Origin of the sequence: Methylomonas albis (assembly GCF_014850955.1) — a bacterium.
Lineage (GTDB): Bacteria > Pseudomonadota > Gammaproteobacteria > Methylococcales > Methylomonadaceae > Methylomonas > Methylomonas albis.
Genome location: NZ_JACXSS010000001.1, coordinates 1110373 through 1130931, shown reverse-complemented (window position 1 = coordinate 1130931; position 20559 = coordinate 1110373). Strand labels below are relative to the sequence as shown.

General features: G+C 53.5%; 20 protein-coding genes. 2 read left to right on the top strand and 18 right to left on the bottom strand.

Annotated elements, in window-relative coordinates; genetic code table 11:
* Positions 1-17: 17 nt before the first annotated feature.
* Positions 18-992: an acetyl-CoA carboxylase carboxyl transferase subunit alpha gene (accA, locus tag EBA_RS05335; protein WP_192373692.1), complete on the bottom strand. Its 975-nt coding sequence runs from the start codon at positions 990-992 to the stop codon at positions 18-20.
* A gap of 88 nt (positions 993-1080) precedes the next feature.
* Here accA and EBA_RS05330 point away from each other — a divergent pair, with 88 nt between their 5' ends.
* Complete coding sequence (locus EBA_RS05330; RefSeq protein ID WP_192373691.1) at positions 1081-2391, top strand: replication-associated recombination protein A; 1311 nt, start codon at positions 1081-1083, stop codon at positions 2389-2391.
* A gap of 218 nt (positions 2392-2609) precedes the next feature.
* Here EBA_RS05330 and EBA_RS05325 read toward each other — a convergent pair whose 3' ends face one another.
* Positions 2610-2771, bottom strand: a complete 162-nt coding sequence (locus EBA_RS05325) for a hypothetical protein (protein WP_192373690.1) — start codon at positions 2769-2771, stop codon at positions 2610-2612.
* Positions 2772-3152: 381 nt separating this feature from the next.
* On the opposite strand from EBA_RS05325, the gene EBA_RS05320 reads away from it, so the two are divergent.
* The gene (locus EBA_RS05320; protein WP_192373689.1) at positions 3153-3800 is read left to right on the top strand and encodes a DUF2959 domain-containing protein; all 648 of its coding nucleotides are present in this window, start codon (positions 3153-3155) and stop codon (positions 3798-3800) included.
* A 109-nt stretch (positions 3801-3909) separates the two neighbouring features.
* On the opposite strand, the gene EBA_RS05315 is transcribed toward EBA_RS05320, so the two are convergent.
* From EBA_RS05315 to EBA_RS05240, 16 genes are all read right to left on the bottom strand, one after another.
* A complete protein-coding gene (locus tag EBA_RS05315; protein WP_192373688.1) occupies positions 3910-4617 on the bottom strand; it encodes a dinitrogenase iron-molybdenum cofactor biosynthesis protein in 708 nt (235 codons plus the stop codon).
* 10 nt (positions 4618-4627) lie between these two features.
* Positions 4628-4936, bottom strand: a complete 309-nt coding sequence (locus EBA_RS05310) for a rhodanese-like domain-containing protein (RefSeq protein WP_192373687.1) — start codon at positions 4934-4936, stop codon at positions 4628-4630.
* Between the two features lie 35 nt (positions 4937-4971).
* Positions 4972-5619 (bottom strand): hypothetical protein, encoded by a 648-nt coding sequence (locus EBA_RS05305; RefSeq protein WP_324615333.1) that lies wholly within the window; start codon positions 5617-5619, stop codon positions 4972-4974.
* Between the two features lie 181 nt (positions 5620-5800).
* Positions 5801-6616 carry a TOBE domain-containing protein gene (locus EBA_RS05300; protein ID WP_192373686.1) on the bottom strand — a complete coding sequence of 272 codons (816 nt, stop codon included), beginning with the start codon at positions 6614-6616 and terminating at the stop codon, positions 5801-5803.
* On the bottom strand, positions 6609-7034 hold the full coding sequence (locus tag EBA_RS05295) for a winged helix-turn-helix domain-containing protein (RefSeq protein ID WP_225615926.1): 426 nt from the start codon (positions 7032-7034) through the stop codon (positions 6609-6611). The genes EBA_RS05300 and EBA_RS05295 overlap by 8 nt, the downstream gene beginning before the upstream one ends.
* Positions 7035-7253: 219 nt before the next feature.
* The gene (locus EBA_RS05290; protein WP_225615923.1) at positions 7254-9509 is read right to left on the bottom strand and encodes a cytochrome c peroxidase; all 2256 of its coding nucleotides are present in this window, start codon (positions 9507-9509) and stop codon (positions 7254-7256) included.
* 10 nt (positions 9510-9519) lie between these two features.
* Positions 9520-10431 carry a hypothetical protein gene (locus EBA_RS05285; protein ID WP_192373685.1) on the bottom strand — a complete coding sequence of 304 codons (912 nt, stop codon included), beginning with the start codon at positions 10429-10431 and terminating at the stop codon, positions 9520-9522.
* A gap of 50 nt (positions 10432-10481) precedes the next feature.
* Entirely contained in the window at positions 10482-11369 is an 888-nt protein-coding gene (locus EBA_RS05280; protein ID WP_192373684.1) for a hypothetical protein, read from the bottom strand.
* Between the two features lie 86 nt (positions 11370-11455).
* Positions 11456-12223: a YkgJ family cysteine cluster protein gene (locus EBA_RS05275; protein ID WP_223146649.1), complete on the bottom strand. Its 768-nt coding sequence runs from the start codon at positions 12221-12223 to the stop codon at positions 11456-11458.
* The gene (locus EBA_RS05270) at positions 12216-13007 is read right to left on the bottom strand and encodes a VPLPA-CTERM sorting domain-containing protein (protein ID WP_192377168.1); all 792 of its coding nucleotides are present in this window, start codon (positions 13005-13007) and stop codon (positions 12216-12218) included. The genes EBA_RS05275 and EBA_RS05270 overlap by 8 nt, the downstream gene beginning before the upstream one ends.
* Positions 13008-13130: 123 nt before the next feature.
* Positions 13131-14045 carry a VPLPA-CTERM sorting domain-containing protein gene (locus tag EBA_RS05265; RefSeq protein WP_192373683.1) on the bottom strand — a complete coding sequence of 305 codons (915 nt, stop codon included), beginning with the start codon at positions 14043-14045 and terminating at the stop codon, positions 13131-13133.
* 204 nt (positions 14046-14249) lie between these two features.
* Positions 14250-15161 (bottom strand): hypothetical protein, encoded by a 912-nt coding sequence (locus EBA_RS05260; protein ID WP_192373682.1) that lies wholly within the window; start codon positions 15159-15161, stop codon positions 14250-14252.
* Between the two features lie 28 nt (positions 15162-15189).
* Complete coding sequence (locus tag EBA_RS05255; RefSeq protein ID WP_192373681.1) at positions 15190-16077, bottom strand: DNRLRE domain-containing protein; 888 nt, start codon at positions 16075-16077, stop codon at positions 15190-15192.
* Positions 16074-16943, bottom strand: a complete 870-nt coding sequence (locus EBA_RS05250) for a DNRLRE domain-containing protein (RefSeq protein ID WP_192373680.1) — start codon at positions 16941-16943, stop codon at positions 16074-16076. Before EBA_RS05250 ends, EBA_RS05255 begins: the two co-directional genes overlap by 4 nt.
* Positions 16944-17272: 329 nt before the next feature.
* Positions 17273-19534 (bottom strand): cytochrome c peroxidase, encoded by a 2262-nt coding sequence (locus EBA_RS05245; protein ID WP_192373679.1) that lies wholly within the window; start codon positions 19532-19534, stop codon positions 17273-17275.
* A 104-nt stretch (positions 19535-19638) separates the two neighbouring features.
* Positions 19639-20418, bottom strand: a complete 780-nt coding sequence (locus EBA_RS05240; protein WP_192373678.1) for a hypothetical protein — start codon at positions 20416-20418, stop codon at positions 19639-19641.
* Between the last annotated feature and the right edge of the window lie 141 nt (positions 20419-20559).

The window sequence follows — 20559 nt, the reverse complement described above, 5'->3', positions numbered from 1 at the left end:
TAAATTAACCGACGGTTTTATTTGACCGGCTCTTCGATGTACGAACCAAAACGCATAATGCGCTGATAGCGTCTTTCGAGCAGCAAATCCAAATTTTCCGCTTGTTGATTTAGATCGTTAAGATGTCTGGACAACGCGTCTTGCAGATTTGCGGCAATTTTTTCGAAATTGCGATGACCGCCACCGACAGGTTCGCGAATTACTTCGTCCAGAAAACCTTGTTCACGCACGCGGTCCGAGGTAATGCCCATCGCTTCAGCCGCCAATTGGGCTTTGTCGGCACTTTTCCATAAAATCGAAGCGCAACCCTCCGGAGAAATAACGGCATACGTGCTGTATTCCAGCATCAATAACCTATCGCCCACACCGATAGCCAAGGCCCCGCCGGAGCCGCCCTCGCCAATCACGGTGCAGATAATAGGCGTACGTAGTTTAGACATTTCGAACAGATTGCGGGCGATCGCCTCGCTTTGACCGCGTTCTTCCGCACCGATACCCGGATACGCGCCCGGTGTGTCGATCAAACAGATGATAGGCAGCTTGAAACGCTCAGCCAATTTCATCACCCGCAAAGCCTTACGATAACCTTCCGGACGCGGCATACCGAAATTGCGATAAATTTTTTCCTTGGTATCCCGGCCTTTTTGATGACCAATGACCACTACAGGCTGGCCTTCCAGGCGCGCCATACCACAGACTATTGCCGGATCATCGGCATAGGAGCGGTCGCCGTGCAACTCGTGAAATTCGGTAAAAATCAGATCGATATAATCTAATGTGTACGGGCGACCGGGATGCCGGGATAATTGCGATATTTGCCAATCCGACAAATCCGCGAAAATGCTTTCGGTCAAACTCTCGCATTTCTGCTCGAGTAGCTTCAATGTTTCGGAAATATCAAAATTATTGTCCAGCTCTACCTTGCGCAGCTCTTCTATCTTCGCTTGCAGTTCGGCAATAGGCTGTTCGAAATCTAAGAATTTTAAATCCATGTCAATCCGGCATTAGAATCAATAAAATGGCCGGCAATTCTAATGAAAAATGCCGCCATTGCCTATTTGTTTTACCGAGCCTCAGCAAATGAATAACAACACAGCCTTTGAAACCACCGCCTATGCGCCACTTGCTGCCAGGATGCGACCGACCACCCTGGACGATTTCATCGGCCAACAACACTTGTTGGGCAAGGGCAAATCACTACGTGTGGCTATCGAACAAGGCATGCCACATTCTTTGGTATTTTGGGGGCCGCCCGGCGTCGGCAAAACCACCTTGGCCAAAATCATTGCCGCCAGCGCGCATTGCCATTTCATAGAGTTGTCGGCGGTGATGGCAGGCGTGAAGGAAATCAGGGCGGCAGTGGCCGAGGCGGAAGGCATCAAACACAGCCGCAATCTAAATACAGTGGTGTTTATCGACGAGATTCACCGCTTTTCGAAAAGCCAGCAGGATTCATTGCTGGCACCTATCGAAAGCGGTGCGATTATTCTATTCGGCGCCACCACGGAAAATCCCTCCTTTGAATTGAATAACGCCTTACTGTCCAGACTGCGCGTCTACGTGATGCGCAGTATCGAAACCGAGGACTTGCAAGCTTTGCTGCACAATGCCCTGACCGACAAAGTGCGCGGACTGGGTAACCGCAATTTGCTGATTGAAGCGGATGTGTTGACCATGATCGCCAAAGCCGCCGACGGCGATGCCCGCCGCTGTCTAAACATTCTGCAAATCGCCGCCGATCTGGCGGAAAACATTGACGACCAGGAAACCGTCAGTCGCGAAGTGCTTGACGAAGTGCTGTTGGGCCATGCCAATCGCTTCGATAAGGGCGGCGATATTTTCTACGACCAGATTTCGGCCTTGCATAAATCGGTACGCGGCACTGACCCAGACGCCGCGCTGTATTGGTTTGCCAGAATGCTGGATGGGGGCTGCGATCCTTTGTATATCGCCCGTCGGGTTATTCGAATGGCCTCCGAAGACATAGGCAACGCCGACCCAAGAGGCCTGGAATTAGCGTTGAACGCCACAAACGCTTACGAACGACTAGGCAGCCCCGAAGGCGAACTATCGCTGGCGCAAGCCATCGTTTACTTGGCTTGCGCGCCGAAAAGTAATGCGGTCTACGTAGCCTACAAAGCGGCAATGGCGGACGCCCGCAACAGCGGTTCCCTGGAAGTGCCTGTCCACTTGCGCAATGCGCCAACCAAACTGATGAAAGAACTGGGGCATGGCGCGGAGTATCGCTACGCCCATGACGAGAAAAATGCCTATGCCGCCGGCGAAAACTACTTCCCAGAATCGTTAAAAACCCGGCAGTACTATTTTCCAGTGGAACGCGGTTTGGAAAAAAAAATAAAAGATAAACTCGATTTTTTGCGGAAATTATAAGAGGTTATATCAAGCAATTGCTGCCGACTGCTACCACGGCAAAAACTGTTAACAACCCGATTACAACTTGAATATATCGATAGCGAAATTAGCTGACGCTTATCCTTAGTGCGGTAGCGGGCAAAAAAAACTCCCGTAACCAAAAAAGCTACGGGAGCATGGAAACAAACGAATGATGGAAATTTCGTTTGCAAATCTCCGCCAATAGGAGAAAGCCTTTAACTCTTAACCGTTTGCGTACGATTACTTAACAAAATAGTACTCCACACCGCAGCGACGCCAAACATCATTGTCGACAATATAAATTGCCCTGATACGAAAGCAACTATACCTAAAAAAGATACTGAACCGATAAACATGTCTTTTTTTAATTCGTTCATTTGCGCCACCTAAAAATAATAGTTTAATTATTGATAATTTTTTTAAATCTAAATTAAAAATCATCCTGAAAACTTTTAAAACCCTGTTCAAAAACACGGCTTAAGTAAAACCCAAAATCAAACTGCCCGCCACCAGCAATAGATAAATTTTGAATAGAGAGCACATTATTTGACTTTAAAAATCGGCGACATCCGCTGCAACTCTTATTAAACCTGGATTTAGCTTATCCGTGTTTATTGCGTTTTGAAACTCAAAGTCGAATATGTGAAGTTATTCACACTCGAATATTCACAGTCTGCCTGCTAAACGCTCAGCAAGCCACTCAAGTTGATCCGCCCCCACTCCAGCTTATAATGCACAGACCAACCCAAGGAGCTTTTATGAAATTTAGTTCGCGTTTTATGTTGTTTTTGTTGACGTTTGGCTTAGCCGCCTGTTCCAGCGCGTATTACAGCGGCCTGGAGAAAATCGGCATACCCAAACGTGAAGTGATGGTGCATCGCGTTGAAAAAGCCCGCGACACTCAAGAGGAAACCAAGCAACAATTTAAATCGGCGCTTGAACAATTCACCGTGATGACCAATTTCAAAGGTGGCGATTTGGAAGCCACCTATAACAAACTCAATGGTGAGTATGAAGCCAGCGTGAAAAAGGCCGAGGAAGTCGACAAACGTATTGCCGATATAGAAGACGTTTCAAGTGCCCTGTTCAACGAATGGGAAACCGAACTAGGCCAGTACAGCAACGCCGCGCTAAAACGAAATAGCCAGCAAAAACTGACTGCCACTAAAGCGCACTACCAACAACTGATCGCGGCAATGCGCAAAGCCGAAACCAAAATCGAACCTGTGCTCAGCGTCTTTCGCGATCAGGTGCTGTACCTGAAACACAACCTAAACGCCCAAGCTATCGCATCGCTAAAAGGCCAGCTGGACTCGGTCAAATCGGATGTATCGGCTTTGGTAATAGAAATGGAAAAATCGATTAACGAGGCCGATGCATTTATCAAGACCATGGAAAAGCAATAGCTTTTTAGTCAGAACGACCAACAAGGATGGCCGAAAAATAGAACCTTTTTGAAGTGGAGCAGGGTTTTACTTCCTCGCTCAAGGGAGTAAAACCCAAAAGTGCCAGATATTATTCCTGATGACTAAAGCGTTTCCGCTCCTCGGCACTTTTACCGAGGGCTTTCGCCATCCAAGGCGGGGCGGCATCAAACACCTGCTGAAACTCGGTAAGTTTTTCCACCGCATCAACCACGTCGGCTTCCTTGATTGGATAAATATCGGCACGGATCACCTTGGCTGCCGCCGGCCCACCAATGGATTGCACGAACAATACGTGGCAATCCTTGATCATATTGGCCCGGAACAGATTTCTGTCGTCGGCGCTGTCAGCTTCTACAGTCGAGCGAATATCGATCAGGCGCATGTCCGATCTGGACAATTGATAGACCAGAAAGCGAATGCAGGAACCGAAATGCCCGTTCAATAGCCGACCACTATTGGAGGCAATCGCCACCCGGATCGATTCCGGAATATCGCCATCCTTGTAAGGCATGATTTCCGGCAGTCCTTCATCGCCATCTTCCTCGCCCCAAAGATACCGTACAGCCAGCTTGATGTTTTCCAGGCCAATACCAATATCTTCGCCGTCTTCCTCGCCATCCAGACTACCTATGCCGGTCTTCAGATTAGTGACGGTAATCGATTTCAGTTTGTCGTCGTCCAACGGCGAGCCGACTTTTTCATGCAGCACCCCGATCAACTTCGGTACATCTACTCCCGGCAAAATCCGCGAAGCCAATGCGATACGCAAAGCCAGATCTCGTGATAATTGTTCCATAGCGTCACCCTTAAAGTTTGTGCTGTTCTTTCCAGTCGGCATAGCCGCCGGCCAAGCTGTAGACCTGTTGAAAACCAAAGTCGCCAAACATTTCAGCCAAATGCTCGCTAGCATGGCCGTAATAACAATAAATCAGCAAAGGCTTGGCTTTATCGGCTTTTTTTAACAGCGAATCGCGCAATTGCTCATGAACATGCATGGCATTTTCGATATGCCCAGCCCGATAATCCTTAAGATCGCGACAATCCAAAATCATCGGTTGCTGTTCGCTCATCAGTTGTTCGGATTCGGCGACGGAGATGGCTTTAAAATTCTTCATGCGATTTCAACCTCGTAAGGTGCACAAGTTCCAATCTAAACCGGACCAACAGCAGCGTCTTTTTTGACTTCGACTGTTTTCGTCAATCCCTCTTCAAAACTGAAAGTTTCGCCTTTGAACTTATAAGTTTTAGCCTCGTTATAGACGGTAACCACCTTGTCTTCGCCCGATTGACCTTTCAAATCGGCTTTTTCAATGTAAAGCAGTTCCAGCATTTCATTCCAGACCATACCTTCTTTGTAAGGGAACAACTTGAAAGTAATACCTTCAAGCACAATCAACATCGGTATCGAGATGTCTTCCACATAAAACATGGCAATGGTATCGACAGTCAGCGCTTCTTTGTATTTCTCGATGAAGATCGGCAGATGCTCCAATCTATACATCAAGCCATTAATAAACAGCATCTTCTCGCTATCCGCCAGTACCGCTACCTCATGAATAACCAGCTCCGGCGTTTTTCTATCACGGATATTATTGGAACCTTCCCGCAACTCTCCCTCTATTAAAATCAGATCACCCCGAAACGCCGAAAGACCAGCCGTGCTGGTTTTGCCAACTAAAGTGGTAATCCATAAAAGCGCTTGGCTGTCGTATTTTTCAAGTAGCATCTGCAAAATCCCCTGTAAAGGTAATGAATAAAAGTCTTTAATAGCGACTAAGCAAAACACTTGCCAGTACATTTAAAACCTTATCCAGACCATGGTTGATAAGGATTTTGAACAAATTTTACGCTGAAAGTGATGCGTGGAAATGCCCGGTTTGGCGGCGACGCGATCCGACAATGTCGCAAACACGACAATTGCCGACCGGCTATTATTTGAGTTTTGTAAGATTTAGTACGAAAGACCGACAGCGCCCTGTTTAAGGCACACCGGTGGCGGTGAGTGCCGCCAGAATCACCGCACTACTTTTAAACACTGCACTGGCTTTACAGCCTGGTTTCAAGCCCAGGGCCTCAGCGCTGGTTTGAGTAAGCGTGGCGGCTATGCTTTCGCCACTCAGCAATTGGATAATCACTTCCGAATCAACACCATCGTATTGCACTCGAATAACATGACCATCCAGACGATTACGCGCCGACAACAAGACATTATCACCGCCGGTGTCCACGAGAATATCAGAAGGATTTATCAGCAATACCGCATCGCCTCCAACTTTAACGCCAAGATAATCGAGTGAAGGCAGCGTAATGCTGATCACCACCCGCTCGTCCCCCTTCAGCGTCACATAAACTTCAGCATTCACCGCACCAAGCTCTATGGCAGTAATATTGCCGAACAGCTGGTTTCTGGCGCTATTTTTAATCACCTGCCGCCTCAGTAATAACACGACATCGGGATCGTCCAGCAAACTTTGATTGAGCTCCCGTAAAAACCGGCGATGCTGCTCTTCCAGACGCGTAAACAATTCCAGCAAACCGCGACCAGCCGCTGTCAAACAGCTACCACCGCCCTTGCTGCCGCCAATGGCGGTGGAAATCAACGCTCTAGGCGCCAGGTTATTCGCCCGCTCTATCATCTGCCAGGCTCCCTTGTAACTCAAACCTACTTGTTTGGCAGCCCGATTGATAGAACCCGTTTCGTCTATAGCCCGTAATAAACCGATCATCCGGGTATCCAAGGAGCCTATCAAACGCAATTCGCCCTCGAGCCAATCCCTGGAAAACACGCTATTCATCCATGGGGCTCTCATCCACCTGCTTGGACATCAGCCCGGAAAACAAGGGCAGATAGGCCTGAGCAGTATGATTCACCGCTTCCGCCATCTTCAGATATTGATCCAATACGTGCAGTCCCAACGGCGTCAACGTAGTCCCGCCGCCATGCCGCCCACCTTTGGCCGCATGCACCACGGGGCCGGCAAAACTGCGATTCATCACGTCCACCAGCAACCAGGCACGCCGGTAACTCATATTCATGCTTTTCCCCGCTGCCGCAATCGAGCCGGTGGACTGAATAGCCGCCAACAGCTCCGCCTTACCCGGCCCCATGGCAATTTCATCGTTATGCAGTAAACGAACCGTAAGCTTAAGGCGTGGAAGCCGGGTATCTGTTTCTTTGTCTGTCACTTTCATACCAATTTGACGAATGAACATAATTACCAAGGAGAGTCGTAATAGCTGGCTGACGAAAATTGCGCAACCGCCGCCTAACTCTAATTACCCTTTATAACAACTTAAGTTCATTCGATCAAAACTGTATTATCTGAACACGATGGCTCCAGCCAATTGCTTTCAGGCTTGGATTTACAGTGGGTAGACCGGCACTCAGCAACTGTTTCCGGTCCACACCACGGCTTAGCGTTGGATTTTTAGTTACGGTAAGGTTGCGGAAAACGCCGAAACCGGCGTATCCACACCGCCGGCACCGACAGCTGGAATCACCAAATGCTGATCGTTCGCCAAATTGGCATTCAGCGGATTACCCGTTGTAACCTGCAATTCGTCGCCGACTTGCCCATCGGTTATCGTCAACTGCGGATGATCGAATGGTGCGCGCTGATACCTGACCCGCTGGTCGGTCAACGAAAGCAGAAAATTGGTCATATCGGTAATGTTTTGCTCCGAATTCAGCAAGGTAGAAAAACTAGCCAGGTGGAAATGCTGAGTATCGCTGCTGAAATTACCGTGCCGCCCGTAAAACTCAATAACCTGCCGTAAAGTCGCCATGCCGCCGTTATGCATATACGGACCGGTCAGCTCGACATTCCGTAGGGTCGGCACCTTAAAAGCACCTTTGGTCGCTATCGCCATTTTTGAGCCGGCCAAATTGGCCTGCGCCACGGCCTCTGTCGGCATATAAGCCGTCACCGCATTAAGACAATTTTGATTGCGCAACACACCCTCGCGGCTGCCGTCGGCGATCAAGCCATCGCTAGGTAAAAAATAATTGGCGAGATTGAGCGGCAAGTTATAGGCCAAGGGGCTAATGAAATCGCAGGCCCGGATCCTGTCCACACCAGGATCGACAATACCGGCGGCGTTGCCCAACAAATAATCGACATACTGCTCGGTAAACGATAACGGATTGCCGAAATCGTCAACACCACCAACACCCGGATCATCATCGACCTGTACCGCGCCAACATTGGTAAAACCTAAATCCATCAATTTTGGCAATTGTTTAATATTGGTATCACGGGTGACCGTGTTGCCATATTGATTCAAACCAGCTTTGGAAGCTGCATTGAATGGACCGAAGGCATTCGGCCCAAAGCTGATGGGCGTGGCCGGCGGACCAAAGCTGGCTCCGGGCGTTGGTGTCAGTAAAGCTGCGTTGGTCGAAACTGCCGCCAAACTTAGCGAGGGTCCCGCGTGGCAAAGATTACAATGGTTATTGATAAATAATTCCACGCCGTTTTTAAGCGAAACGGCCAAGTCTGCCGTATTGGCCGGGGTATCAGCCACAACATTGCTCCAGGTCGGTTTCATATTGGCATCTATCGGGCTCAAATCGAACGGTGCCTGATCGGATATCAAAGTCGACTCGTAAAGCTGGATGGCAATCCCGAAAAACAAGGCAAAATTCGCTTCCATCTGATTGTAAGGCACCCCGCCAACCGGCGCTCCAAACGGGCCAATGCCAGTGTAAGCCCAATATTGCGGGTTAAACGCCTGCGTAATCAGGTTTTTGTAAGTGGTCTTCAAGCCCGATTTCAGGCTGCTTCCGCTGCTCAAACTGAGCGCTCCCAACACACTGTCTTCTGGATGGACTTGCTGATTCCGCAAGGCTTGCCGCAACAACAACTTGCGGCCTATATCCGCCCAACCGCGCCCCTGGCATCCCATTTCGGTATCGCTGAAAACCGGCGGCGCCACTGCTTGAGAGGCTAGCGACGAATTGATCAGATGCAATTTCTGTTTTGCCACGGTTTGGGCATCGATTTTCACCCAAACTCCGGCGTTCGGATCGCGCTCGCCCCACGGGCTGCTGCCGTTAAAAATATTATTAGCGCGACCATCCCAAAAATTGCGGTGATTGAACACCGCATTGATGACAGTTGGCGTGTTTCTGGGCGTCACCTTGCGCACACCGATTTGACCGACCCGAAACAGTGGATCGGCGCTACGCAGACACTGATCGTTCTCGCCCGCAAACGGTGAAGTGGTTTTATATTGGCCGCCGAAACTGCCGGCGGAACCCACCACGTCGTCAGAACTGAAAACCACCTGACTGGTATTGTCGGCCGGATTGCTGAACTGATGTAACGGAAAATCGTCCAGGCTCAAGGTGTGGTTCGGGCCACCACCTCCGGCAGGCAAGCGGTCAAAAGTCTGGCCGTTATTGTGGCCTGGATGAATCTGGTTCTTGATGCGACCGTCGGCACCAGCCTTGAAATGACAAGAGGCACAGGCTTGGCCATCGCTGCCGACACTCTGATCCCAAAACAAGGCCTTGCCCAGGGCAATGGCGACATTTTTATTCACGACAATAGGATTGGCACCTTCCCAAAGCCCCGGCACCGGCGGAATAGGCACATTGCGCAACGACACGGGAACCGGGCCGATTGCTAGCGCCACTTGCGCCAACAATAAGCTCCCAACCAACATAATTTTATAGATAACTCGCATGACAACCTCGTTAACAAAACTTGTTTGTGGTCGACGTGAGCGAACCGTAAGCGGCAGACTGTTTTCTCAATCCAGCTAACATCGGCAAGCAGCCGCTTAAGAATAACCAAATACCGCCCGGAGTCGGCACGGCCGCAACCCCGGCCGCCGCGCTCACAAAAATCTGCGGATGCCCGCCCGGCTTGGTCAGTTGATTGACCAGATAAGTAACGTTGGCATCCGCCGCCGTACCGAATAGCGACACCACTCCACCATCCGCAACGCGCGCCAGTAAATCGGCGTTATCACCCAAATCCCAGAACCGCGGCGCACAGACATCGTTGCTGCAATTGTTGGTACCGTTGAAATCGCCGCCGGTATAGCTATCGCTGGTCAGGTTTTGGATACCGTTCAGCAACGTGCCGTACTTACCGCCAGCGCCGAATACCGAATTCCAGTTCAGATCGTTATTGGCCAGACCCAGCGGGCCGGCCGTCGCGGCATTGAACCAGTTGTTATCGTTCAACAACGAGATATTGAAATCACCGGCGGCCGGCACATTGAATTGCGGGTTATGCGCCGGCACGCCCAGAATGTCGAAATTGGTATACCACTTGACTTGCACATCGGTCACATGCCAATTCCCCGCCCCATATTGGCTGTCGAATCCGGCCTTAATCGTCGCCGTGTCGTAAGCCACCAGTAAATCCAGGGTACGCGGAGACATGATGCCCTGGATGTAATCCGGCAAATCGGCGGAAATTTGCATCGCCCCGAACGCCGACATATCCCGATTGGCGTAGTCCGGGTCGCTGGAAATAAAGGTGTCGGCGACCGCATCGATATTCAAAGTAGTATCGGCCAAGGCCATACCGGTTTGGCCAAACCCGGCCAAGGCGATCAGCGCGGTCAGGCGGAAATGTTTGTTTTGCCATGTATTCATAAAAAATCCCACTAAACGATTAAAAGTCGAGTTTGCCGGCTCGGAACCCGCTATTCCGAGCAGATTGGTAAATGCCTGCGGCCGGAGACTCCCAATAGAGTTAGCCAGCCACTAAAAAACAGCCAGACACCAGCCGGCAGCGGTACGGCGGCAACACCCACTGCCGCGCTGACGAATAACTGCGGATGAGCGCCGTTGGCGCTGCGTTGGCTGACGATGTAGCTCACGCTGCTATCCGCCGCCGAGCCGAACAACGACAGCACTCCGCCATTGCCGATAATGTTGAATAGACTGGCGTTATCGCCCAAATCCCAGAAGCGCGGTGCACACACCTCGTTGACGCAATTATTGCCGCCGTTGTATTCACCGCCGGTGTAGCTGTAGGTGCCCAGAACTTGCACGCCGTCCAACAAATGGCTGTAAGCCCCGTCAGTGCCGAATACCGAATTCCAATTCAAATCGGTATTGGCAAACCCCTTGTCGCCAGCCGTTGCGGCATCGAACCAATTGCTATGAGCCAACAGGGAAATATTGAATAATCCGGCGGCCGGTACGTTCAGCTGCGGATTCTGAGCCGGAATACCGAGGATGTCGTAATTGGAATACCATTTCACCTGTACATCGGTGACATGCCAGTTGCCGGCGCCGAATTCCGCATCGAAGCCGGACTTGACCGCCGCAGTGTCATAAGCCATCAACGCGTCCATGGTTCTGGGCGTGTTCATGCCTTTTTCCGGATTGGCTAGATTCGCCGAAATCTGCATCGAGCCGAAGTTAGACCAATCGCGATTGGACAGCAGCGGATCACTGTTCAGATAAGTATCGGCAATCGAGTCGACACTCAGTAGCGTATCAGCGAGGACCGATTGGTTCGGACCAAACAGTAGCAGCGCAACGGCAGTGGCGTGGAAAGAACGATTGGGTAATCTGTAATTCATATAGGCTTTATCCTTAATCAAAAAGCTGTTTCTGCGCTAAGGCGATCTGTAAACATCAAAAAATCACCTTCTCCCTTCCCCGGTCTTCAATGTAAATTGCGTGGTCCTAAAGTCGCATCCGGAGCACTGTTAAATTTGATGCGATCAAAGACCCGACCCATTTCCTGCAAACTGATCTCCTTTATCCGGGCTTCGGCAAAAGGCTCGGCGCCAGTCGCCCAAAGCTGCTGGCAACGAGTGTCGGCGAGCGCCAGACTCAAGGCTTGATTGAGTTCGTACAGACCCCATGCATAGCCGGCATCGCGTAAAGCCGACTGCATGGCGTTCTGGATCAGACTGCGGAAGGTTTGATGAAGCTTGGAAATAGGGATTTGCGCAACCCGGCCGGCGGCCGCATCCACACAAGCTTGCTTGTCGTAACAGGCATGTCCTCGGCAGGCCAAGGGCCGTACCGGATAAATCAAACACGCACCTTGATGAATGAAAGGACAACGCCGCTTCAATTTCACCCGCTGCGCTTCGTTCAGGCTACAAGTTTGCTGATTGGCTTTCGCCACCCGCTTAGCCAGATTCATTTCGCCATCGGGAAACTTGGCCCAAGCCATATACCGGGCAATTAACAGTACTTCCGGCGCTGTCGCCGTTACCCGCAAAGTACAGCAGGTAGCGCAGCCCTTGTGGCAGGCAATGGCGGGATAATCCCGGGCCTGTATCGCCACATTGCCTTCAAAGCTGCTGAAAGCCTGCGACAACAAGCCGTCGATCAAGTCTTCCCGGCCCCGGCGGCCCGCCAAGGTCTCAGTGAAAGCCTGAGCCTGCGCGGCAAAAAAACCTAAGGTATCGGTTTCATTCATAATCGAATCCTGCCGATCTACGTCGACTCACTGCTCCCAAACCCGCCAACGCACTGCCGAACAGCCAGGCGGCAGCGGGTACAGGTACAGCGGTAATATTACCGGGGCTGATTGCCCATATATGAGCCACGTATGACTTAAAGTCGCTGACCTGATAGCCACCAGAAATATTGAAATCCCATGCATAGATACCACTCGACACATACTCCGTATCCGTCCAGTACACAGAGTTTTGTCTTATTTCGTTGGTGAAATAGTTCGTGTCCGGAATATTGAAGCCGGCTCCGCCACCCAGTTCGCTATAAAACAGATCGCCGAATGGTGTACCAATTTGGATGTGGCCAGAATGCGGTTCACCCCCTGCCGATGGTAACGCCCACTGATTGGATCCAGCGTAATTGATGCTATTCAAATAGGAGACGAAGGCCTGGGCGCCGTACCAAGTTGCGTTGCCATCTGAGGAGAAAAAATCCGCGCTGGATACATGATGTTGACCATCACTACTACCGAACGGCGTGTCGTATGGTGTGCTGTAGATGGTAGGGCTGGCGCCGATAATGGCGTTCACCACAGCGTTGTAACCTTGACTAGCCATCAGCGTGCCCAACAGGTTGGCATCGCCGGTCCAAGTAAGGTTGCTGACACTGCTATACACCACGCTTTTGCCGTCGGCAATACCGGCAGTTAATGACGCTTCGGCTTGCAGAGCGGTTAGGCTCAGCATCAGGCCAATGGCCAATATCAGTTTGTTAAATCCATTGTTAGATTGAAATAAAAATTTCATAAAATCCCTTCGTCCACAGGTGTACCTTTCAAAAATAATCAGCCCGCGTAGCTCCGATTAGCGCAGCGCAATCGGGCGCTAATCGCACTTAAAGCCCTAAGCCAAGCTACGCGTTCTAAACCGTCATTCCGCCAAAGCCGCCTTACGCCGGCCAATCAATCCGAATCCCGCTAAGGCACTGCCAAACAGCCATATCGCCGCCGGCACCGGCACGGGCGCTACCGCCGTGGTATTGATGGAATAACCGCTTTGGCCCGCATCGGCCAAATTGCTGGACACCCGGTTGGTCCAATCGATGGAGTTGGCGCCGGTGTTTGAGGTATAGGCAAAGGCGTAAGCGTTAAACGCCAGCGTGGAGCTGTACAGGCCGGAGACGCTGAATTCCACCTTCGCGCTACCGGCATCGGTTTGCGTCCGGGTTGAGGTATTTCCCACCCAAAGATCGATGAACATCAGGTATTCCGCAGTGGTCGGATCGTTGACATTCTGGCCGGAATAAAACGGTAAAATCCCGGTACCCGGTCCTGGCTTAGTGGTTTGCGGACCATACAGGAAATCGCTTTTACCGAAAGTTTCATTGACAGCGCCCGACACATAATGAATATCGCTGCCAATAACGTTGGCCGCCGCGGTCCATTGGTAACCGCTGGATTTGATGTTTAAACTAAAGTCGTTGGAAATAGGCCCTTTGACTGAGGCCAGCAAAATGATGCTGTCGTTGTAGCCGCGACCACCGGTGGTGCTGACCCAGAAGGTTCCGGACGTCGACGAGGCATTGATGTCTTGCGTGGTCACCTGGCCGCTAAGACCGGCCGTGCTGCTATCCGTCGTGATATGCAGTTGATTAAGTCCGCCCCCATCCGCTTTGATATAGTAAGAGTCGGTAGGCCCCGAACCATTCTGCGCGCCATTGTCATTGGACACGTTGATATTAATGTGATGAAAATCCGGCAAGGGCGCGATATCCGCGAACGCCGGAATTGCGGCACCGAATAATAACGAGCCGATACACACTGTCAGAACTGTTTGCTTTTTCATGGTCTTTCCTTTTTATCAAGTTACACGGTTAAAAATTAAATGCCTATGGCTTGCCAGCCCTATCGGCTTTACACCGAGTTAAAACCGGCAACCGGTGATACTGGCGCCGACTGAAGGATGAGCAGGTACAGCCGTCGGCGCCGGTAGAGTGCCGACCTGCAGTTGGGGATGCAGCACTGGACACGGGACCTGGTTTCTTGCTAATCAACCCAGACGGCATATTTTTCGGCACCTGTTTTGCATGGCCCCAAGCCCAAACAAACCGCTAGCCAACAACAAAATAGAAGGCGGGACCGGTACCGGAGCGGGCGCGACTCCGGCGCCGGTCACGGTATAGCCGGTTGAGGATGTTGGCGTTGTCCAACCGATTGCATCGGCTACCGTGTTGCCGCTGATTAGGTCATAGGCATACGTGCTGAACCCCAACACATTTCCGGCATAGAGGCCGGTCACGCTGAAAACGACTTGATCCGACAAACTAGTGGATCGGTTGGCAACGCCAAGATCGACGAACATCAGCGAGCCCGTGGTAGCGGGATCTTGGCCGTTGTAGAGCGGCTGATATACCGACGCGGGCCTGCTGGTCATCGGGCCATAGATAAAGTCCGATCCATAGAAGGTTTCATTGACGACGTCGGTTTGCCAGTAGCTAGCCGTTACCGTCGGTCTAGTGGTTAGGTTTGGCGCGACGACGTATCCGTTGGAATGAATGGTCAGCGCAAAATCACTCGAAATAGGACCGGTTAGCGCCACGGCTAAAATCATGTCGTCGTTGCCACCTTTGCCGCCGTTGGTGGTAGCCCAAAAATTACCGTTATAGACGCCCGACGTTGCAGTACCCGCGAGTTGTCCAGCAATGCCCGAAGTGGCGGACGAGTTGATCTTGAGTTGATTCAGACCGCCGCCGCCCAAGGTAAAGTTGTATGTGAAATCCCGGTAACCAGGATTGGCATTCAAAAGAGCATTGCCGTTGCTGTCGACGCTGGAGCTGTAGAACCTGCCCGCGTCATTGGCAACTGCTAGCGTGCCTGTGCCACCTGACAATGTCGCCGCCCAAGCGCCTTGGCCCCACACCAGCATTGCCGCTGCAAAGGTTAAAACTGTCTGCTTTTTCATGATTTCTTTCCTTTTTCGAGTTGAACGATTAAAAAATAAAAGCCAATGGTTTGCCGGCCCCATGGGCCTTACGCCGAGTCAGGCCCAACACACCGGTTATGCCGGCACCGAACAACCAGACGGCGGCGGGTACAGGAACCGGCGCCGGTTGATAGGTGACCTGCAATTGCGGACGCAGCGCCGGATCGGTCCATTCGCTGGTATAAAAGGCACGATGGGTTTGCTTGAGCTCTTCGTCGCGGTTGATCAATATCCAACCGAAATTGCTCGATGGATCGTCCAGCCAGGCTTGTACGTCCTGGACAAAGGCCGGTGTAGTCGTCCAGGTTTGCGCCGACCCGAAGACGCTGCCGACCGCCAGCGTGGCGCTGGCTTGGCTGACGTAATCGCCGCCGGGCGTGGTCCACGGCGTTTGCTGGTATGCCGCGTCGTTCCAGGTGGCGTCGCCGGGATTGGCCGGAAAGCCTTGGCCGGTGCCGCCGATCTGCGTGGCGTTGCCGCCGGTAATGCCTTCGCCCCAGTCGCGGGTCAGGCGAAACAAATCCATGGTTCGCGGCGTTTGGTCGCCGAGTCCGGCCGCGCCTCCCGATCCGGCCACGATGCCAATGTACATCGTCAATTGCACGCCGGTAATCACCGAACCCTCCGGTATTTGCGAAGCGATATCGAAGGCAATCAGCCCGCGATGCGCCGCGAATTGGCCGTTACCGCCGGCAAACATGCCGGGCCCCGCGCCATTGCTGTGATTGAACAAATCCTGGCCGGAGGAATTAGGCAAGCCTTGATTGATGCTGGAGCCAAAAATCGTCGCATCCTTGCTGGGCGTCAGGGTAACGACCGCCGCCGATACCGCCGCCGAATCGGCCAGCATTAGGCACACCAGCGCTGTTCGGGAAAATTGTGCTAGTCGGTTCATGGATTTATCTCCGGATTGGTTCTCCTAGAAACATCGGGCCTGCGGCGAATGGTGCCGGCCAAGCCCAGCAAGCCGCCGCCGAATAGCCAGACAGCCGCCGGCAGCGGCACGGCGGCCAGTTCGTAGCTGATTTGCAATCGCGGGCGCAGCGCGGTGTCGTCCCAGGCCTGGGTATAAAACACCCGGTAGGTGTCGGGGATCCACTCATCGGTATTCAGCAATACCCAGCCGTTGTTGGTGGACGGCGCGATCAACATGGCCTGCACATCGGCGACCAGATCGGGCGTGGAGGTCCAGGTATACGCCGAGCCGATGGCCTGGCCGACCACGGTAGTGGCGCTGGCCAGCGGTTTGAAATCTCCACCCGGCGTAGCCCACGGCTGATTCTGCAAGTAGCGCCGGTCGAGCCAGGTGGGGCTAGGGGGAATGGCCGGAAAACCTTGGTCGGTGCCCTCGATTTGGGTGACTCCCAAAGCGGTGGGGCCGTGAGCCCAATTACCGGTCAGCCGATGCAGTTCGATACTGCGAGGCGTGACATCTTCACTGCCGCTGGCGCCCGCCACATCGGCCAGATACAGGGTCAACTCCACGCCGGTGATGATCGCCGTTGCCGGCAGGTTGGCGGCGATATTGAAGTCGATCAAACCGCGCCGCGGCGAGCCGTCGGCATCGCCGCCGACAAACACGGCCGGGCCTTTCCCGATACTGTGGGTCGGCTGGTTTTCGAAAATCGTCGAAACCTTGCTCGCCCCCAGGGTGATGGTGGCGGCCCCGGCGCCGGCCACCGGTAAGCCGGCCAGCGTGAAACCCAAAACCGCAAACGCCAAACCGGGCGGCGCCTGCCTTCGTGTTGAATGAAATTGCATGTTGTCTCCTCTAATCGTGTAATTGCCAAAAATTGCCCAAGCCGTAGGTTGGGTTAGGCGCTAGCCGTAACCCAACACATTGGCCTTCGACTGTTGGGTTACGCTCTATCGAGCTAACCCAACCTACTCAATAACTGCCCAGCCGCGTAGTTTCATAGGGTGCACCGACGACACCAGGAAGCGCACCGTTCGCGAACGGTGCGCCGTGCACCTAGGCGGCATCCCGTGCCGGCGATGCCCTCAGGCCGCGTTTTCCTTCTCATCACCTCCACACCCAAACTCCGAAAAGCCCTACCCTTATCTGGGTTCGATACACCATCTCCAATGCATCACGGTGCAGGCGCCAAAAACGGCGCGATTGGCGTTGCCGCGCCGTCGGCACCGACCGCCGGAATCGTCAAGGTTTCGTCCTGACCCAGGCTGGCCGCCAGCGGATTGCCGGCCTGTACTTGCAAATCGTTACCAACATGGCCATGCATGACAGTCAGTTGCGGATGATCGAACGGTGCTTTTTGGTAACGCACCCGCTCGTCGGTCAACGCTTTCAGAAAATTGCTCAAGTCGGTGGTGTTTTGCGTGGAGGTTAAAATGCCGGAACCGGCCGCGACGTTGAAGTTTTGCGCGTCGTTGACGAAGTTGCCGTGGCGGGCGTAGAACTCGATGACTTGTGCCAGCGTGGCCATGCTACCGTTGTGCATGTAAGGGCCGGTGAGTTCAACGTTGCGCAGGGTCGGCACTTTGAACGCGCCGTGGGTAGCCACCGCCAGTTTCGCGCCGTTGGCATTGGCCTGGGCGGCAGCGGATGTCGGGACATAGGCCGCATCGGGATTGGCGCAGTTCAAGTTGCGCAATACGCCCTCACGGCTGCCGTCCGCTTGCAGGCCGTCGTCGGCCGCAAAATAAGCGGTATCGGCCAACAAATTGTGTAGGGCCAGCGGCGTCAGGAAGTCGCAGGCGCGGATATTTTCCACCGGTAAATCGATGACCCCGGCATTATTGGCCAGCAAATAACTGACATATTGGGCGGTATGCGACAAGGGATTGCCGAACGGATCGCTGGCGTCGATGCCGGGATCGGCCTCGATCGTGGTAACGCCGATGTTAACAAAGCCGACATCCATCAACTTGGGCTGGATAAAGATATTGAAATCCCGAGTTACCGTGCTGGCGGAAGCGGTGGCGCCGGAGAAAGCCGCGGCGCCTAAACCGAAGGCATCCGGGCCGTAAGCGATCGGCGTGGCCGGCGGGCCGAAGCTGAAACCGGGCGTCGACGTTAACAACGCGGCATTGGTGGCAACCGCCGCTAAACTCGCGGCCGGGCCGACGTGGCAGCGGCCGCAGTGGTTACTGATAAACAGATCGTAACCGTGCTTGAGCGAGGCGATTTTGTTAGCGGTTTCGGTTGGCGTGGCGCCGGTTACGTTAGTCCAGGTCGGCGCCATATCGGCATCGAGCGGACTTGAGTCGAACGGCGATTGGTCGGAAACCAGGGTTGATTCGTACAACTGAATCGCCAAGCCGAAAAACATGGCGAAGTTGGCTTCCATTTGGTTATAGGCGCTGCCGCCATTGGCCGGCATGCCGAATTTGCCGACACCGCTGTAAGCCCAATATTGGGCATTGAAGGCTTGGGTAACCAGGTTTTTGTAGGTGGTTTTCAGACCCGGCTTCAGATCGCCGGCGCTCAAAACGCCCAATACGCTGTCTTGCGGATGCACTTGCTGACTTTGCAGCGCTTGGCGATTGAGCAGTTTTCGGCCGACGTCGAGCCAGGTGCGGGCGTGGCAGCCCATCTCGACATCATTGAAAATCGGTGGAGTGACGGCCTGCGAGGCCAAAGAGGAGTTGATCAGGTTTAATCGTTGTTTGACCACGGTCTTGGCGTTGAGCTTGACCCACACCCCGGCATCCGGATCGCGCGGCCCCCATGGACTGCTGCCGTTGAAACTGTTGTTGGCGCGGCCGTCCCAGAAGTTGCGGTGGTTGAACACCGCGTTGATCACGGTCGGCGCGTTGCGCGGTGTGATCTTGCGGGTGCCGACGTGGCCGACGTTGAATACCTCGCTGGCACTGCGCTGGCATTGGTCGTTGGCGCCGCTGAACGGCGAGGTGCCTATAAACTCGCCGCCGAAGCTGCCGGCGGAGCCGACCACGTCGTCGGTGGTGTAAATGACTTGGCTGCTGTTAAGGCGCGGATTGGCCAAACGGTGCAACGGAAAGTCGGCGGCGGTCAGCGTGTGATTGGACCCGCCCATACCGGACGGCAGGCTGTCGAAGGTTTGCCCGCTCGGTAGCGCCGAATTTTGCCCAGGATTGATCTGATTTTTGACTCGTCCATCGGCGCCGGCGCTGAAATGGCAAGAGGCGCAGGCCTGGCCGTCTGAGCCGAGACTTTGATCCCAGAACAAAGCCTTGCCCAAAGCGATGGCCGCGGTTTTATCGACGACAATCGGGTTGGCGCCGTCCAGTAAGCCGGGTACCGGCGGTAACGGGACATTGCGCAAGGAAACCGGCGACGGGTCGTCCGCCAGTGAAGAAAACGCGGCGGCGGCCAAGACGCCGGCCAACAGGATTTGGTGAAACGTGCTCATCGGCAATTTACTCATGTCGGGTGGGTGTTTAACTTTATGCAAACGCAACTGCCATGACCGGTAAACCGGGTCACGACAGTGCGTTGCTTATGCATCAAGACTGTTTAGCTCGCCTTGCGCCGGCTAAACCAAGTACCGCCCACCAGTGCGGAGCCGAACAGCCAAACCGCCGCGGGCAAAGGGACCGGTGCGGTTGACGCAAAGGTCACGCTGTAGTCGCCGTGGCCGCCACCGGCGTTGCCGCCCAGAATCAAGGTGTAGTCGCCAGCGGCAAGGTTGGTAAACAGAAAGCTGACCGAGCTGCCGGTGCCGCCGATACCGTTCAGATAGGTCAATCCCGCCGAGCCGAACGGGTTATTGGCGTTGGTCGCATACGCGCTCTTTTGCGCGGCCGTGGTGACGGTGCTGCTGGTATCCCAGCCTTGGAACAGCGAAAATCCGGGTTTGATCACCGTGGTGAGATTGCTAGGCGTCAGTGAATCGGCTGAAACGGTAATGGTCAAATCCGCCGCGCTTTCCAGCTTGATCAAGCCGACATCGGCGCCGTGGCCCATGCCGCTATTGGCGACATTTCGATTCCAACCCATCGGGCCTACCGCTAATTCGTACAGCGGATCGGCGCCCGCCGCGTGGGCACCGGCATTGGAAACCACGTCGGTGATGCCGGTTGTTATATCCGCATACCAAGGCGTGCTTACCGAGCCGGTATAAACCGGTGCGGCGCCGCCGATCCAGGTGCCGGGCGTCCGTCCGTCGGAGGCACCAAAAAATACGCCGCCGTCCCAGCCTTGAATGTTGTAGGCCACGCTGGCCTGAGCCGCGCCGTTGCCGAAAGCTACTGCCGCCAGCAGGGCGGCGCCGTTTAACGATGATAAAAATTTCATAGCGTACTCGTGTCTAAAAAGCGTTTAGAAAATGGCTAAGCCATGGCAAATTGAGTACCGATGAAACCTGCTTGTCTCATCTCCCCCCATCCTTGTTCAAGCACCCTTCCGATGCCTCCTTTTCAATCGCCGTCCCGGCAA